An 18,100-nucleotide genomic window follows, 5' to 3' on the forward strand; every position below is an offset into this window, starting at 1 on the left:
CCTGCGTGTTTAACTTATAATTGAAACAAACACGCAGCATAATTAAGGACGTGTTAAGTCCTGTTATCTTATATTTTTAAACACAAAATTAAGTTGGTAAAAGTTTAATAGCTTTTACCTGTCTCATTTTACGTATATGGGTTAAAATACCTACATAACCAACTAACAAGATAGTGAATGTCAAACCAAGATCCAAATCTCAGTCGAGAACAAGAAAAGTACGAAAACCCAGTCCCTAGCCGTGAGTTTATACTTACTCACCTTCAAGAGCGTTCAAAACCAGCTAACTACGCACAATTATGCGAAGAGCTTGCGGTAAACGATGAAGAGCGCCAAATAGCATTTAAACGCCGCCTTCGTGCTATGGAGCGCGACGGGCAATTGTATTTCAATAAGTTTAAATGTTACGCCTTAATAGACGAAGCCGGTCTAACTAAAGGCAAAGTAATAGGCCACAGAGACGGTTTTGGCTTTTTAGAAGTTGAAGGCGAGAGCAAAGATTGGTTTATAGCTAAGCACCAAATGAACATGGTGCTACATGGCGACATTGTACTAGCTAAAGGCACAAAGCGTGGCTCTGGCTCAAAATGTGATGCCCGCATTATTAAAGTGCTTACCAACGAGCGCGCACCTATAGTAGGGCGTTACTTTGTTGAACACGGCATAGCCGTTGTAGTCGCTGAAGATCCGCGCATTACCCAAGATATAATGATTTTACCAGGCAACGAAAACGGTGCCCGCCATAATCAAATGGTGCAGGTAAAAATCACTCAAAATCCAAGTCGTAATATGAACGCCGTGGGTAAAGTTATAGACGTACTTGGCGAGCATTTAGCCCCAGGTATGGAAATTGAAGTAGCGCTTCGTAATCACGATATTCCTCATGTTTGGCCAGAAGAAGTAGAAGCACAAGTGGCTCACCTTGGCGAATTTGTAGAAGATACTGATAAAGAAGGCCGTGTAGATTTACGTGACCTTCCGCTTGTAACTATTGATGGCGAAGATGCACGCGACTTTGATGATGCAGTATATTGTGAACGTAAAAAATCGGGTGGTTGGCGCTTATGGGTTGCCATTGCCGACGTATCGCATTATGTAGGCATGAACACGCCGCTTAATAAAGAAGCCATAGCGCGTGGTAACTCAGTGTATTTTCCTGAGCAAGTAATTCCTATGCTGCCAAAAGTGCTTTCTAACGGTTTATGTTCACTTAATCCTAAAGTAGATCGTTTATGTATGGTTGCCGAAATGACCGTATCGGATGCGGGTAAGCTTTCGGGTTATAAGTTTTACGAAGCCGTGATGAACTCTCACGCACGTTTAACTTACACCAAAGTAAACGCTATTTTAAAAGGTGATGAAAAACTACGCGATGAATACTCAGCCGTAGTGCCACATTTAACTGACCTACAGCAAATGTACATGGCACTTAAAGCTGCCCGCCAAGAGCGCGGTGCCATCGAGTTTGAAACACTCGAAACACGTTTTGTATTTAACGCGCAACGCAAAATAGAATCAATAGTGCCTGTTATTCGTAATGACGCGCACAAACTCATTGAAGAATGTATGATTTTGGCCAACGTTTCGGCGGCTAAATTACTCGAAAAACACGAAGCTAGCGCGCTTTATCGTGTGCACGACGAACCAGATCAAGAAAAGCTAGGTAACTTTACTAAGTTTTTAACTGAGCTTGGTATTCAAAGCACGTTAAGTGATGAGCCAACACCAAAAGAAATAACCCAAGTATTAGCTCGCTTAGGCGACCGCCCAGAAGCTGAGCTTATTCAAACTATGTTACTTCGTTCAATGAAGCAGGCTGTATATCAGCCAGATAACATAGGCCACTTTGGTTTAGCGCTTTCGGCTTATGCACACTTTACATCGCCAATTCGTCGTTACCCAGATTTAGTAGTGCACCGCGCAATTAAAGCGGTAATAAAAGCACAAGGTCAGCAAACATCAGGCGCATATGCTTATACCGACGATGAGGTAGATCAATTAGGCGAGCAATGTTCAACAACAGAGCGCCGCGCAGACGACGCAACGCGTGAAGTTGCCGACTGGCTTAAATGTGAGTTTATGCAAGATCACGTTGGCGATGAGTTCAATGGGGTTATTTCATCGGTCACTAATTTTGGTTTGTTTATACGCCTAGACGATTTACAAATTGATGGGCTTATTCATGTTACTAATTTAGGTGATGAATACTTCCAGCATGATGCTGCAAAACACACCCTAATAGGTGAGCACACACATAAAGTTTATCGCCTTGGCGATAAAGTAACTGTGCAAGTTGCATCGGTTAGCTTAGATGAGCGCCGTATAAACTTAATGCTTAAAGGCGATGTAGCACAAGATAGATATTCACGCCGCCGTGGTGCAAAAGGCGCGGGTAAATCTGGCCATGCACCAGCAAGTGTTCGCTCGCAATTAAAAGCAGGTAAAATACCTGGCAAGTCATCTGCTACGGATGAAAAACCTAAAGGTAAAAAAAAGCCAGCGGGTAAAAGTAAAAAGGCAGTAAAAGCCGCTGATGGCACACCTAAGAAAAAACCAAAGAAAAAGGCAGCTAAAAAGCCTAAAAGACCAGGCAAAAATGCCCGTAAACGTAATAGCCCAGGAGCAGATAATACGTGAGTAATGAATTAATTTTTGGCTTTCATTCTGTTGAAGCAATTTTAGAAAGTGAGCCTGAGCGTTTTATAGAGATTTACGCGCTTAAAGGCCGTGACGACAAACGCTCAACCCCGATTATTGATGAAGCACGTAAGTTTGGTATTTCAGTGCAATTTATGCAGCGTAAAGCGCTTGATAGCAAATCAAAAGGCGAGCAACATCAGGGCATTATTGCAAACGTTAAAGCAGCGCCAACGTTTAATGAAAAAGATCTAGATGAGATCATTGCACGCGAAGACACACCGTTTTTACTTGTGCTTGATGGTATAACCGATCCGCATAACTTAGGTGCATGCCTGCGCAGTGCAGATGCTGCAGGCGTACACGCTGTGATTGTACCTAAAGATAAGTCGGCTAAGCTTAACGGTACTGCACGTAAAGTGGCCTGTGGCGCAGCTGAAACAGTACCGCTTATTCAAGTTACTAACCTTGCGCGTACACTACGTGAAATTAAAGATGCAGGTGTATGGGTTGTAGGCACGGCCGGCGAGACAGATACACATGTATTTGAAGCCAACCTAACGGGCCCGATGGCTATTGTTATGGGTGCTGAAGGCGAGGGGATGCGCCGTTTAACACGTGAGCATTGCGATGTACTTGTTAAAATTCCAATGGCAGGCACAGTTTCAAGCTTAAACGTATCGGTTGCTACAGGTATTTGTTTATTTGAAGTATTACGCCAGCGTAACGCAAATAACTAATAGTTTAATGTATTAAAAAAGCCGAGGTTGAAATTCAATCTCGGCTTTTTTGTATCTGTAATTTACGCTTTTAATTTTATATCAATTGATGCTTTATTATAGCGATAGGAAAATAGCTTTATAGCAAGGCAAAAATAACGAAATACAGTGTTCTTATATTAGTTATTTTTAACGTAGCTAGTGAACCGTTTATCCCATACAAAGCGCAGGTAAACGGTTTAATAACAAGGCAATAATTTAGATGTGTAGTGCTCTTACATAAAAAATTATTAACGCTGGTAGTGAACCGTTTATCTTATACAAAGCGCAGGTAAACGGTTTAATAACAAGGCAATAATTTAGATGTGTAGTACTCTTACATAAAAAATTATTAACGCTGTTAGTGAACCGTTTAACCAGCTTTAAAACTTAAAAACTATATGTGTAGCCTACTTGAACTGTACGTGGCTTACCTGGCTGAATACCACCATTAGCGCGGTTAGCGATATAGGTTTTATCAAACAGATTATCTACGGTTAGGTAAACTTTTTGTTTTTCATCAATTAAGTATTTAGCGGCTAAATCCCATACTACACGGCTATCAATGGCATCTAAGCCTGAGTCAGTTAAATCAGCATGCGCACTTGATACATAACGCACTTGGCTGTTAATAACAAAAGCTGAAAACTCAGCACCTAACGAAAGGGCTACTTGGTTTTCTGGTACGTATGGCATTGCATCGCCTTTTTCTACCGAACCCCAAATTTCAGAATCAAAATCGTTTTGGAACTCTGAATCTGTGTAAGTGTAAGTTAGTTTTACAGGGAAGATCGCCGTGTCAGTGGCAAACGTACGTGCAGCACTAAATTCAAAGCCTGATACTTCTACTTCACCGTAGTTGTACTGGTCGCCAATGTTTTCATCGCTACAGCCAACAGCAGCAGTACAGTTACCGTGCATGTTGTCGTAATCTGAGAAAAACGCAATCACTTCACCTGTAAAACCAGCGGCGTTGAAGCGCGAACCAAACTCAATATTTACACTTTCTTCTTCGTCTTGGTCTGCATTACCAGGTGCTGCTGGTGCATACCCTTTTTGAATGCCCGCAAGTAACGTCACGTTTTCGTTAAGTGTATAGGTTGCGCCAAGTGACGGAACTAAAATTTCAGTATCGTTCGATACATCTTTAGTTAATCCTTCACTGCGTGTTGGATCTGTTTTAGACCACTCTTCACGTGTAATCGTAATGTCTTCATAACGAAGGCCAGCACTTACTACTAATGCATCTATTGTCCACTCGTCTTGAACAAATAAGGTTTTTGCTTTAGCGCTATCTACGCGGTTGCTGTCAGACCCTGGGATACCTTGCGACGTTAATGTCATGCTTAAATCTTGATTTAACGTGTACGTATCTTGCCACTGAAAACGGTCCATTTCGTCTTCGTGGTAACGTACGCCAACAGTCACGTAGTGATCGCCTGCAGGAATGTGTAATTCTGATTGAATGCCTTTAGCTTGGTAATCACGGTTATTTGCTTTTACGCCAATACCTTCAATGCCTTCACTCGTTGGGTTTGCTTCAAACTCACTGTACTGCTCAAGCGTGCTTGTACCTACACTGCTTGCTTTATACCAGTTACGATGAAAATCGTTTAAGTAAGCCGTTGCTAGTAGCTCATAACCTTCACCAAATTGGTAAGCATAGTTAAGCTGGTATGCATTATGGCGAGTGTTCATTTCATCGTTTTGCGATGCTGCATAACGGCGGTAAGGGTTTGAGTTGTAATCTTCTTCGGTTAAACCCATGTACGTTTCATCAGATGTTTCATCAGAGTATTTTACTTTTAGCTCTAAGCTATGCGCATCGTTTTTACCAAACGTGTGGCCAAACTTTAATAGTACATCTGTTTTTTCAAAGCCAGTGTTGTCGCTACCTACTGGCAGCTCTTTAAATCCGTCGGCGCCATAAGTAAATACTTCAATTAAGCCCGCTGTGTTGTTTTTTTCTTTACCAAAGTAAGCGTGGCCTTTGTAGTAACCGTCGCCGCCAAGCGCTGCATCTACCATTGCTTTTGAGCTATTTGCCTCAGTGGGTAAACTGCGAGAAAGTAAATTTAAAACACCACCCGTAGTACGCGGGCCGTACTTAACAGAGGCTGCACCTTTTAATACTTCAATAGACTCCATACGGCCCATAGTAGGGAAGTAGTAAGCTGAAGGTGCAGAGTAAGGAGCGGGTGCAACTAATACACCGTCTTCCATTACTGATATTTTATCGTTACGGCCAGTACCTGTACCGCGCATACCAATATTAGGACGAAGGCCGTAGCCGTCTTCTTCTTGCACGTATACACCCGGAACAGAAGCTAAAACACGTGAGATATCGGTGTATTCAAATTTTTGTAGTTCTTCGTCAGTAATAAACGTCGCAGAACCAGGAATATCGTTAATAGCTTGCTGTGAGCCAATAACGGTAATTTGTTCAAAACGCTGATCTTGGTTAGAACTGCCTTGTGCTATTGCAGTAGCACTAAAAGACAAAGCAACCGCAGTTGCAAGGGTAGATACTAAAAACTTAGAGGTCATTGTGTGTCCTGATCATGTCAATTATTTTAATTGGCGTAATTTGAACACGTTAACGAATACGAATCAATGTTATTAACTGTTTAATAGTTCAGTTTTTTAGAATTAAAATCACTCACTTATGCTACTTTGTTAACTAAATTGTTTCTTTTGTATGACAGTGTCAGTTTAACGTTCATTCTTAAGTATCGGTTTTGTATACTTAGTTAACCAAGCCTCAGCGCTATAAATTCAGCCAGTTTATCTACAGCGTGCTCCGATTCGCCACCGCTTTTAATTAAGCTAATACCTATACTGCCTAAGCTTGGTAAGTGTTTTGTTTGAATTTGAAAGTTAAGATCGTTAGGCACAGTACTTTTAGCAAGTACTGTAATACCCAACCCTTCTTTTAAAGCGGCAATAAGGCCGGTTAAATCGGCGTTGCTGTAAACAATACGGTATTTTATGCTTGCATTTTTTAATGCATCAATGGCTCTACGACGATAAATACAGCCCTCGGGCGCTGTAACTAAGGTCACTACTGCATTTTTTGCAAGTGAAAGGTCGCCTACCCATACAAGTTCGTCTTGCATAAAAATTGGAAATTTATCAGAGTTGAGTCGCTCATTAAGGGCAAGCACTAAATCAAACTGATCTTGCCTTGAAGCCGAAAGCAAATGCTTACTCAAGCGCGATTTAACCTCTAACGACACTTCAGGATAAAACGCTACAAAGTCGCCAATAATAGAAGGTAGTATGCGCGCCGCAAATTCGCTTGGTATACCTAAGCGCACTTTACCGGCAATGTTTTCAGAGGTGAACTGCTGCAAAATAGCATCGTTATGTTGCATCATTTGTTTAGCCATAGGCAGTAATAGCTCACCGTACTGATTAAGCACTTGGCGTTGCCCTTGTTTTTTAAATAGCTTATAGCCAATCATATCCTCGAGGCGCTTAATTTGTAGGCTCACAGCAGGTTGCGAAAGACCCAGTAAATCACCCGCTTTAGCAAAACCACCTACCTCAACTACCATTACAAACGTGCGCAAACCATCGGTTGATATATTTTTCATATTTAAAATTACAATTTATACGGCTATATATATAAGTATTATTTATCAATTGATAAATAATTACAATTTGTTGTTAATAGATGTGCGCAATATACTTTTACCATTAAAAATACACAGGTGTTTGTTATGACTTTTAACCCAATAATGTTTGCCCGCCACAGCAATGCAAGTAGTGCGGTTACTAACGCTTTACAAACTAACAACGCTCACGTTGTAATGGATTTTAGCGGTACCGAAACCAGTGTATTTTTAAGCACTATTTTAGGCCTAGATTTAACTAAGCTAACCGCCAGTGGTATTGGCTTAAAAGGCACGCTCGATGGCGACTATAATTCTGACTACAGCTTTGCTGTTTATTACTTTAGTGAAACTGCATACAGATTTGTATTACCTCACAGCGCAAGCCTGCAATTACAAGCGCTTATAAACGAGCAACAACTTCGTTTTGATATTGACTACGTAATACGTACCGACCTTTCTACATTTACCTTAAGCGGAAACAACGCATTTGATGCATTAATCGACGCGTTTAAATTAACGCCGGGGCTGCGCTTATCAAATCCGCAATTATGTTACGGTGCACAAAGCGGCGATGTATTTATTACTGCAATAGACAAAAACGACGAACAACATTTTGTGTTAGTCGCCAAACAGCAAGAACTACAAAAATGGCAACAACACTTACAAGCACAAGGTTTTGCGCTAATGCAAAACGAAGCTGCTTAAACACAAACAACAAACAGGTAAACATTTTATGTTTACCTGTTTTTAGATCTATTTAAGCCACGCCCGCACAGGGTTAATTTAAAACGTGAAGGAATGTTATGACTGCTAAAACTGTACTACATGCTAAGCACCTTGAAGCAGGCGCAAAAATGGTTGATTTTCATGGCTGGGAAATGCCAATCAACTACGGCTCACAAATAGAAGAACACAATGCTGTGCGTACCGATGCAGGTATGTTTGACGTATCACACATGACTATTGTTGATATTGCAGGCCCTCAAGCAAAAGCATTTTTACGCAAGTTAGTAGCAAACGACGTAGCTAAATTAACAGTCCCTGGTAAAGCACTTTACACAGGCATGCTTAACGAGCAAGGCGGCGTAATTGACGACTTAATTATTTACTACTTTAGCGAAACCTTTTATCGCCTAGTTGTTAACTCAGCAACACGCGAAAAAGATTTAGCGCACCTAGCCAACGTATCGAGCGACTTTGATGTAACTGTTACTGAGCGCCCTGAGTTTGCAATGATTGCAGTGCAAGGCCCTAACGCTAAAGCAAAAACAGCCACACTTTTAAATGCTGAGCAACAAGCAGCCGTTGAAGGCATGAAGCCGTTTTTTGGTGTTCAAGTAGGTGATTTATTTATTGCCACAACGGGTTATACTGGCGAAGACGGTTACGAAATTGTAGTACCGAACGAGCAAGCTGCCGATTTATGGCAACAACTGCTAGATGCAGGCGTTGCGCCTGCTGGTTTAGGTGCACGCGACACGCTACGTTTAGAAGCAGGTATGAACCTTTATGGCCTAGATATGGACGAAAGCGTATCGCCACTTGCTGCTAACATGGCATGGACCATTGCATGGGAACCAGAAGATCGTGACTTTATTGGTCGTGACGTACTTGTTAAGCAACGCGCTGAAAAAAGCACTGACAAACTTGTTGGCCTAGTGCTTGAAGAAAAAGGCGTATTGCGTAGCGGCTCAAAAGTAATTGTTGATGGTGGTGAAGGGGTCATTACCTCAGGTACTTTCTCACCAACGCTTGGTTTTAGTGTAGCCCTTGCACGTGTACCGCGTTCAATAGGGGATACAGCCCAAGTAGAAATGCGCAAAAAATTAGTTAACGTTAAAGTAGTAAAGCCTAGCTTTGTACGTAACGGCAAATCAATAATTTAAAAAATTTGGTTATACCAATCACAATAATTATTGTGATTGGTATCCTCCCAATATAAACCAAAGGAACAAAATAATGAGCAATATCCCTAGCGATTTAAAATACGCCTCTTCACACGAGTGGGTTCGTAACGAAGGCGACGGTACATTTACTGTTGGTATTTCAGAGCATGCGCAAGAGCTACTTGGCGACATGGTATTTGTTGAATTACCAGAAGTTGGCGATGAAGTAGACGCGGGCGAAGACTGTGCAGTAGCTGAGTCGGTTAAAGCAGCATCAGACATTTACGCGCCAATTGCAGGCGAAATTGTTGCTATTAACGAAGAGCTAGAAGACGCACCAGAGACGGTAAACAACGACGCTTACGGCGACGGTTGGTTATTCCGTATTAAAGCATCTGACGAGTCAGAGCTTGAAAACCTACTTAGCGCAGAAGATTACGCTAACACTATCGACGAAGAGTAATCACTCTTAGCAGATAACAAAAGCCCCACTGAGTATTTATGGGGCTTTTATGATTTAACAGCTTACCCCCATACAAAGTAAGTTATTAAATCATCACATATTTTAATCATACTAATTACCCATTAGTATTTAGGATCATAGGAATCTAGACTCATGTCAAACGCCAAATCTCTTGAACAACTAGAGCAAAAGCAAGATTTTATTCGCCGCCATATTGGGCCTAGCCCAGCACAAGTAAGCGATATGCTAAGTGCTTTAGAAGTATCAAGTGTGCAAGAGCTGATCGACCAAACTGTACCTGCAAGCATTCGCTTAGAGCAGCCATTAACAGTTGGCGAAAGCCGTACGGAAGTTGAAACACTAAGCTACTTAAAATCGGTAGCAAGCAAAAATAAAGTTTTCAAATCGTACATTGGCCAAGGCTACCACCCAACGCACGTACCGCACGTAATTTTACGTAACGTACTAGAAAACCCAGGTTGGTATACTGCGTACACGCCGTACCAGCCAGAAATTGCGCAAGGGCGTTTAGAGTCGTTATTAAATTTTCAAACTATGACCCTAGATTTAACAGGCCTTGATTTAGCAAGTGCGTCACTACTTGACGAATCAACCGCTGCTGCAGAGGCAATGGGCCTTGCAAAACGCGTATCTAAAGCTAAAAAAGCCAATGCCTTTTTTATCGCCGACGACGTACACACACAAACTATTGACGTAGTAAGCACCCGTGCTGAGCAGTTTGGTTTTGACATAATTGTAGGTAAAGCCACCGATGCAGTTAACCACGACATTTTTGGTGCGCTTTTCCAATATCCATCAACATCGGGTGAAGTAGTTGATGTAACCGACCTAATTGCAGGCGTACAAAGCAAAAAGGCCATTGCCTGTGTTGCTGCCGACATAATGAGTTTATTACTATTAAAAGCACCGGGTAAACTAGGCGCAGACGTAGTACTTGGTTCGGCTCAGCGTTTTGGTGTACCTATGGGTTACGGCGGTCCACACGCTGCATTTTTTGCAACACGTGACGCATACAAACGTTCATTACCAGGGCGTATTATTGGTGTATCTAAAGACCGTTTAGGTAACGACGCACTTCGTATGGCAATGCAAACGCGCGAACAACACATTCGCCGCGACAAAGCCAACTCAAACATTTGTACAGCGCAGGTATTACTTGCCAACATGGCCGCGTTTTACGCGGTGTACCACGGCCCACAAGGCTTAAAAACTATCGCGCAGCGTATACATCGCTTTGCTGATATTTTAGCAACAGGCCTAAAAGCTAAAGGTATCGCACTTAAGCACAGCACTTGGTTTGATACGCTAACAATCGTTGGCGACAGTAAAGACGACGTAATTGCACGTGCTATTGCACAAGGCGTTAACTTCGCTACAAACCACGATGGCGAATACTCAATTTCAGTATCAGAAACCACCACACGTGAAGACGTAGCGCAGTTATTTGATATTGTACTAGGCGAAGGCCACGGCCTAAGTGTTGATGCTATTGCAGCCGATATTGAAGCAAATGGCAGCGAGTCAATTCCTGCAAGTTTAGTACGTGATGACGAAGTACTAACGCATCCAAACTTTAACAGCTACCACAGCGAAACAGACATGCTTCGCTATATTAAGCGCCTTGAAAACAAAGATTTAGCGCTTAACCACTCAATGATCTCATTAGGTTCATGTACTATGAAACTAAATGCGACCGCTGAGATGATCCCAATTACATGGCCTGAATTTGCAAACCTTCACCCATTCTGCCCGCTAGACCAAGCAGAAGGTTACCAAATAATGATTAACGAGCTGCACGACTGGCTAGTTAACATTACCGGTTACGATGCGGTTTCACTTCAGCCAAACTCGGGTGCACAAGGTGAATACGCAGGCTTAATCGCGATTCGTAAATACCACGAGTCACGCGGCGATGCGCACCGTAATGTATGTTTGATCCCAAGCTCTGCGCACGGTACTAACCCTGCATCAGCGCAAATGGCCAGCATGAAAATTGTGGTAGTTAACTGCGACAAAAACGGTAACGTAGACATGGCAGATCTTAAAGCGAAAGCTGAGGAAGTGTCTGAAAACCTATCGTGTATTATGATCACATACCCATCTACACACGGTGTTTACGAAGAAACAATTCGCGAAATTTGTGACATTATTCATGAGCACGGCGGCCAAGTTTACATGGACGGCGCAAACATGAACGCGCAAGTAGGCGTAACAAGCCCGGGCTTTATTGGCTCAGACGTATCGCACTTAAACTTGCATAAAACGTTTTGTATTCCACACGGAGGCGGCGGCCCAGGTGTAGGCCCAATTGGTGTTAAATCGCACCTTGCGCCATTTATGCCAAACCACAGCGTAATTAACGTACCAGGTACAAACGTTAATAACGGTGCCGTATCGGCAGCGCCTTACGGTTCAGCGGCTATTTTACCTATTTCATGGGCTTACATTACCATGATGGGGAGCGAGGGCTTAAAACAAGCCACCGAAATGGCAATCGTTAATGCTAACTACTTAACACACGAGTTAAGCCAGCACTTTCCAATTTTATACCGTGGCCGCAACAACCGCGTTGCTCACGAATGTATTGTTGACTTGCGCCCATTAAAAGAAGCGTCAGGCATTACTGAAATGGACGTCGCTAAGCGCCTACAAGATTACGGCTTCCATTCACCCACTATGTCGTTCCCAGTAGCGGGCACATTGATGATTGAGCCAACTGAGTCTGAATCAAAAGGCGAGATTGACCGCTTTATCGAAGCAATGGTGTCAATTAAAGGCGAAATCGACAAAGTAATCTCTGGCGAATGGTCTATCGAAAACAACCCACTTGTATTTGCACCGCATACACAAGCTGACGTGTTAGGTAACGAGTGGGACCGTGCGTACGACCGTTTTTACGCAGCCTTCCCAGTACCAAGCGTTGCTAAAGACAAGTTTTGGCCAACCGTTACACGAATAGATGACGTATACGGCGACCGTAACTTAGTATGTTCATGCCCAGCGGTTGAGACTTACCGCGACTAAGAGCTGAGACTAAGAGCTGAGACTAATTTTTGACCTTCAATGGGTAGTAAGTTCCATTATAGTTTGGGAATTTATCAAAATTATAAAAGCCGTTGCAGCAATGCAACGGCTTTTTTGTGTGTGTTTAAACATTGTAGACGCACAGCTTGCTGGCGTGTTGGGCGCAGCCCAAAAGGTGTTTAATTGTTGTAGGCGTTAAGCTTGCTGACGCGCTGGCGGCAGCCTTAAAGCTATAAATAACATTGTGCGACTGTAGCTTTTAGGCTACATTAATTTAGCAAGTTGAATAAATTAGAGTAATTATTATGGCGCTACAAACATCAGATTTTAACCCGTTTGACTATATGGAAACACAACAAGAAATTAATACATTTTTAGAAGAGTGTTTAGCTGATGATGATCCAAATACCTTTATTGAAGCACTTGGCTTATTAGTTAAAAAACATGGCGTGAGTGATATTGCTAAAGCAACGGGGTTAAACCGTGAAAGCTTATATAAGGCAGTTAACGGTAAAACCAAGCCACGTTGGGAAACTATTTTTAAAGTGATGAAAGCACTTAACTTTCGCCTTACAACACAAGTTGCATAGGCTAGGTAGTATGCAATGAAACCCAACAAACTCCAAATATACTTACTCGCTTAAAAGCCAAGAGTATGTGCTATTAGTTGTAGGGGTTTAGCTTGCTGACGCGCGGGCAGCTCGAATAAGTATTTGAATAGGGGGGTGAGGTTATCATCAACGATAACGCGAATACGTTTGATACTTCTAGAAATTAGAAACCTTATTCAAGGTTTTTTGCCAGATTGCTGGCGGCAACCAAGGGGCGGCTATAGATTTTCAAACTTAACTCTGCTGCAAGTAATTCATCCTTGAAGCTGGGTTACTGTCGGCATCCATGCCTTCACTTCCTCATACTGCGAAGCTGCGCTTCGGTTATTCGTCACCTCTCAGCGCACCCGAGCATCACGCTTAATCCTTCAAACCACAATTGATGTGAACGTAAACGCCATGAAAGCACATCCATGTGCAAGCATGGCTTTCATTTCATCCATGAAATGCATTACTTATCAATTGCTTATTTTCAGGGCGTGATGACGGGGAGGGGTGTTAAACGTGATATTGGTGCTTGGTCTTGGCAAGATGCAAAATCTCACCTCTGCATTTTCCAACGCTTCCTAAGCACTTATGCAGTGTTTTGGTCGCGTGACTGTTACAAGTGTGGTATTAGATAAGCTGGAGGCGGAGTTTGAAACGTTTCTAATATGTTCCTCTACTTTTTATGTGGGTAATTTATAGATAAAGGATTTTTAATGAAAAATAAAAAGGAAAATAAATATCTTCTAGGTATAAGTAAATATTTTCCGCTATTGCTAATTATAACTTGCATATTAATAGTGTGTTCAATTTTGTGGTTATTTACTACTGCATACACAGGTACATTTGATTCAGTAATTCCACAGCAGGATTTTACGCCAAATGAGAGCCAGATTAGAGGTAGTCTTGGTGCTCTCGGTGATTATTTTGGTGGGATATTGAACCCAATCTTCTCTTTTGTAACAATTTTACTTTTGTTGGTCTCTCTTTTTTACCAACGAAAAGAGCTAAGATTAACACGTGAAGAATTAGCTAAATCTTCTGCAGCTCTTAGTAAAACAGAAAGTCATGCTGCTGAGCAATCTAAAATAGCAAAGAAACAGCTAGAGCACCTTTTAACACAAGAGAATAATAAGGTTGTTTGTGATTTAGTCGAACGGCAGAACAGCAAGTTAATTGAGTTACTTCATAAACAGCCGTTATCTGTTCGAGATTCCCGTACGTTTTCCCTATTAGTATCCATTGAAGTATTTTACTTCATGAACAGACCCCTCCCTCATGAAATAAAACTAAGAGCACACTCAGTAGAAACCTGCGCTTTACATTATGCAGAAATAATGAAAATTTTAATGGCTGAATGTAGTGTTAAATCTTTAAAAACGACCTATTTACATGAATTTATTATGCTTACATTCGATCTCATGAATATAAATGGTTGTTTTCTTGGTGGCGGTAGATATAAACGGTTAGTTGCTTCATTATCTGAAATTTATACGTTGTCAAAAGATGATACTTTAAATGATTTAATTAAAATGATAATCCGTGAAAACCAAGATGACAAATTAGAATGTTACGCAAACTTAGCTAAAGAAAGCAGTTCTAAATTTAGGAATAAAGGATAAAAAATGGAAGTTGTAATTTACTCAGAAGACAATACGCCTGAAGTTGAGCCGAGTGAAAACTATTATCGAGCTACTCGACTAGAAGATTTACCTGAAATTCAATTTCAAAAAGTTAGGCATCATATTTTTTGTCCTGGTTGCTTTTCTCAAGCCGCTTTTGTGTCAAGAGGTAAAGACGGGAGAGCTCCACATTTTAAAAGTGTTCATAGGCAGGTAAATGGTAAAGATTGTGATCGAAAGAGTGCCGATACAATTCATATTGATCCAAATACATATAAATCAGTTAATGAATTAAAAAATGATGATAACATTTTTGTTGTTGATTTCAATTTTGGAGCATCTGAACAAGTTGTAAAACCAGCTAAATCTAGTAAAGATGTTGAAAAGCTTTATAGAAAAAAGCCTGGTACATATCGTAAATTTGGCGAAGCTAATCAAATAGGTAAAAGTGAATGGTCAAGAAGGCTAAGTACGATACTTAGAACTCTATGTGAAAGTGATGATTTCGTTAAGAGTAATGACAAAATAAAAGTTATGGGATACGTTAAACCTATAAATAAAGCATTCTATCATGCAAAAAGAGTCGTTAAATATCTCAAGCCAAAATCTATCCCAGCTTTTTTTTACGGCATGATCGTATCAACTAAAGTAATACATGACGGTGCTATATGGTTAAACATTGGAGATAACAAAAATGAGCTATCCATCATGATACCTAAAACAGTTTTGGAAAGTTTGAAATCTCGCCACCCTCAGCTTGAAGAGAATGAAAATACTTATCCACTATTACATGGAGCAAGCTTCTTAGTGTATGGTTATTACAACAGCTCTAAAAATAACAAACCGTATATAGGTTTATATGAAAAAGCGAGTGAATTTATTGCTTTTAAATTTGAATAGATAAACTAACAATACAAGAAATATACAATAAATGTGAATCAAAAGGGTCACCCATTAGAAAGTTCCGATCAAGTTGGAAGCTATATTTTCTTGATCTTTTTTATTCAAAAACCAAGTGTTTTTATTATTTAAACTCAATGTAAATATGACTACGCACTGTACCTTATACAGCGAGTAATGACGTCGATTGGTGTGAATATTCACCGTGGCTTGAATAAAGAGCGCCATATGAATTTAGGCAGTTTAATTAAGCATTATTGATGATTAATTAAGGTCATTGGCTTACCTCTCACTCATCGTTTAGTGCCAATATCAGCCAAGCTACAAATATCTTGAAGTTATACTTTTAAGCCCTATAATTACCCGTAACAACACCCCTCCCGCTACCCGTAAGCTCAGCGCCCTGCGAGGGGTTAATTATTTCTATAGTATGGTAAAAGGATTTAGCCTTCATGCAGATCCCCAAAGCCCCATAACATTTGTGCAGCAAGTCGACTTTCTAGTGGAACCAAAGGCAGTAAATTTTGACTACATACCAATTACCTAGCTTTTTAGTTAATTGCTTATAGAGTCAATTACTCTGTCTAGACCACGACGAATAAAGCTTAAGAATGCGTTTACCATGTGATTAACAGTGGGAGAGTGCATGAGAAAAAAGGGCAATGTTATTGCCCTTTATTACATGCTTAAACTAGTAGCTCTGAACTATAGCGCGACTAAGCTTTGCGCTAGCATTGCTTTTATTTGTTTTACTATTTTAGCTTCTGTTTCAGGTTCGAATTGTTGTATACGTGGGGTATGAATATGCCCTGTAGGTATACTTGAATTAAGCGCATCGCGCAGGCGAATACTTCGGTACGATATTTCGTTAGATAAGTAGCCACCGCCGCCGCCATTAACCGCAATACTATTTTTAAGATCGCCGTACGAAGGCGCTTTATAGGTTTTTTCAAGTGTGGTGACTTCGTGATTATCGATAACTTTATAAGGGCCTTTGGCGTTTTGCATGTAAGTTACAGGCAAGCTAAATTTTACAAACTCGTTGCCCGGTAGCGGTCGGCCATTAAGTTTTGGTATTACTGGGTTTGTTTGCGTGCCGCCATACACAATATTGGCATTATCGGGGGCGGTTACACTGCGGCGTTTACCTGGGAAATGCTCTAAGTCAAATTCTGTTCTGCCCATACTTACGGTGACTACCATGTCTACATTATTAAGTGCGTAGTAGGGGGCAAGTAGCGACTCTATTATACCTTGATCAAAGTCTTCGTAGCGCACAGGCACCATAACGGTGTTAATTTCGGCGCTCACGCCGTTGTAATTAATAACTTGGCCGTCGAGTAATAACGCTGCAACACCTGAGGGGTTACTTTGGTTTATGTTTTTATCGAGTAAAAAAGGGTCAAAGCCCGTTAGTAATATTTTTTTAGTGCTGCCTGATGAAAAAGCAAGGTCGGTACGTCCTCTGCTGCCGTTCTCAAGTAGGGTTAGTAAAGTATTTAGTTGAGCCTGCGTAATTGAAAACTTAGGCGATGTTGTGCGTATTACTTTGCTTGAAAGCAGGCGCGCCCAGTAAAGCTCTCGGTCGTCGTAGTTATTGGTTTTTATTATGCGTTGCTTGGCGCTTTCCCAAAGTTCAAAACTAAAGCTTTGTACTAATGTTTTTGCACTTTTAAAGTTGTTAAGCTCTTTAAATTGTTGCTCAAAACTAGATACTTGTGGGGTAAATGCTTTTAAAACATTTGGCATTGCCGATTGGGCTTTGTTGATACGCTGTTCTTCAACAGTTAAAGGATTACTTAAAGCAGCGAATGAAGAGGCTATTAAGCTGGTCGCTAATAATACTTTGATCATAATGTTCCTAATATAAGGCTATTGTTTTATATGTAATTTACTATCCTATGATTGCTAATCAAGAGCAATCTATTAACGTTGAATCGACTAAAATTTGCTTTTGCCGAGCATTGGTATTATTTAACTGGCCAATTAGCATTATCGGTTAATAAAAATCTTTGAGTTAAAAATTGATCTTTATGGGTTCTACTTTAAGTGCTCATAAAAGCAAAAAGCCGTTGCAGTAATGCAGCGGCTTTCGGTTATGGTTTTATGCGCTTCGGTAATACGAGGATAATGTTTTATAGCCCTTAAAAAGCCCTCTAATTAATCGTCAGGCCCTTTTAAAGTAAACACTAAATGCTTACGCATATCTTTTAAAATTACGCCTTTTTTAAGCATTGCACCGCTTAAACGCTTTTGCCATTTTAATAAATCAGGCTCTGCGGCTGCCAATGCTTGCTCGCTTTCAAACTGAAAACAAAGCAGTAGTGAACTTGGAAATAAGTGATATTCCACATCAAACCAACACTGCAACATACCAGGGATTTCTTCGCGCCCTTGTGCTTCTAGTTTATCGGCCACATTAAGCACTAGTGCTTGTTGTTTTACTTGCACTGCAGAGAGTTTTTTCATTATTAAAGTCCAAATTAGCGGCTAACACATACAGCCAGAATAAAGGCATTATACGCAAGCTTGTAGGCGGGCAACAACCGAAGGTTGGTTTGAATGCAGCGAAACCC

The 18,100-nt window shown here is 41.0% G+C and carries 13 protein-coding genes; 9 read left to right on the forward strand and 4 right to left on the reverse strand.

The features are described 5' to 3' along the window. The first annotated feature begins 177 nt into the window (after nucleotides 1-177). Complete coding sequence (rnr, locus tag J8L71_RS01860) at nucleotides 178-2,637, forward strand: ribonuclease R (protein ID WP_210999014.1); 2,460 nt, start codon at nucleotides 178-180, stop codon at nucleotides 2,635-2,637. Next, nucleotides 2,634-3,377, forward strand: a complete 744-nt coding sequence (rlmB, locus tag J8L71_RS01865; protein ID WP_210999015.1) for a 23S rRNA (guanosine(2251)-2'-O)-methyltransferase RlmB — start codon at nucleotides 2,634-2,636, stop codon at nucleotides 3,375-3,377. The genes rnr and rlmB overlap by 4 nt, the downstream gene beginning before the upstream one ends. 408 nt (nucleotides 3,378-3,785) lie before the next feature. Here the strand turns inward: rlmB and J8L71_RS01870 are convergent, their stop codons facing one another. Then, complete coding sequence (locus J8L71_RS01870) at nucleotides 3,786-5,942, reverse strand: TonB-dependent receptor (RefSeq protein ID WP_210999016.1); 2,157 nt, start codon at nucleotides 5,940-5,942, stop codon at nucleotides 3,786-3,788. A 203-nt stretch (nucleotides 5,943-6,145) separates the two neighbouring features. Beyond that, entirely contained in the window at nucleotides 6,146-6,991 is an 846-nt protein-coding gene (locus J8L71_RS01875; protein WP_210999017.1) for a LysR family transcriptional regulator, read from the reverse strand. A gap of 126 nt (nucleotides 6,992-7,117) precedes the next feature. Here J8L71_RS01875 and J8L71_RS01880 point away from each other — a divergent pair, with 126 nt between their 5' ends. The 7 genes from J8L71_RS01880 to J8L71_RS01910 all read left to right on the forward strand — a co-directional run bounded on the left by J8L71_RS01880 (nucleotide 7,118) and on the right by J8L71_RS01910 (nucleotide 15,524). Continuing rightward, complete coding sequence (locus tag J8L71_RS01880; protein ID WP_210999018.1) at nucleotides 7,118-7,717, forward strand: hypothetical protein; 600 nt, start codon at nucleotides 7,118-7,120, stop codon at nucleotides 7,715-7,717. Nucleotides 7,718-7,815: 98 nt separating this feature from the next. After that, the gene (gene gcvT / locus J8L71_RS01885) at nucleotides 7,816-8,898 is read left to right on the forward strand and encodes a glycine cleavage system aminomethyltransferase GcvT (RefSeq protein WP_210999019.1); all 1,083 of its coding nucleotides are present in this window, start codon (nucleotides 7,816-7,818) and stop codon (nucleotides 8,896-8,898) included. Between the two features lie 73 nt (nucleotides 8,899-8,971). Then, complete coding sequence (gene gcvH, locus J8L71_RS01890; RefSeq protein WP_138684047.1) at nucleotides 8,972-9,361, forward strand: glycine cleavage system protein GcvH; 390 nt, start codon at nucleotides 8,972-8,974, stop codon at nucleotides 9,359-9,361. Between the two features lie 153 nt (nucleotides 9,362-9,514). Then, nucleotides 9,515-12,406 carry an aminomethyl-transferring glycine dehydrogenase gene (gene gcvP / locus J8L71_RS01895; RefSeq protein ID WP_210999020.1) on the forward strand — a complete coding sequence of 964 codons (2,892 nt, stop codon included), beginning with the start codon at nucleotides 9,515-9,517 and terminating at the stop codon, nucleotides 12,404-12,406. Nucleotides 12,407-12,711: 305 nt separating this feature from the next. After that, complete coding sequence (locus J8L71_RS01900) at nucleotides 12,712-12,996, forward strand: addiction module antidote protein (protein ID WP_007579952.1); 285 nt, start codon at nucleotides 12,712-12,714, stop codon at nucleotides 12,994-12,996. Nucleotides 12,997-13,718: 722 nt separating this feature from the next. Next, a complete protein-coding gene (locus J8L71_RS01905; protein ID WP_149593548.1) occupies nucleotides 13,719-14,624 on the forward strand; it encodes a hypothetical protein in 906 nt (301 codons plus the stop codon). 3 nt (nucleotides 14,625-14,627) lie between these two features. Beyond that, on the forward strand, nucleotides 14,628-15,524 hold the full coding sequence (locus J8L71_RS01910; protein WP_210999021.1) for a hypothetical protein: 897 nt from the start codon (nucleotides 14,628-14,630) through the stop codon (nucleotides 15,522-15,524). A gap of 705 nt (nucleotides 15,525-16,229) precedes the next feature. On the opposite strand, the gene J8L71_RS01915 is transcribed toward J8L71_RS01910, so the two are convergent. Both J8L71_RS01915 and J8L71_RS01920 read right to left on the reverse strand, forming a co-directional pair. Then, nucleotides 16,230-17,378 carry a hypothetical protein gene (locus J8L71_RS01915; protein WP_210999022.1) on the reverse strand — a complete coding sequence of 383 codons (1,149 nt, stop codon included), beginning with the start codon at nucleotides 17,376-17,378 and terminating at the stop codon, nucleotides 16,230-16,232. Between the two features lie 306 nt (nucleotides 17,379-17,684). After that, entirely contained in the window at nucleotides 17,685-17,993 is a 309-nt protein-coding gene (locus J8L71_RS01920) for a hypothetical protein (RefSeq protein ID WP_089348600.1), read from the reverse strand. Nucleotides 17,994-18,100: the final 107 nt, after the last annotated feature.

The organism is Pseudoalteromonas sp. MMG007 (genome assembly GCF_018100985.1).
GTDB lineage: Bacteria > Pseudomonadota > Gammaproteobacteria > Enterobacterales > Alteromonadaceae > Pseudoalteromonas.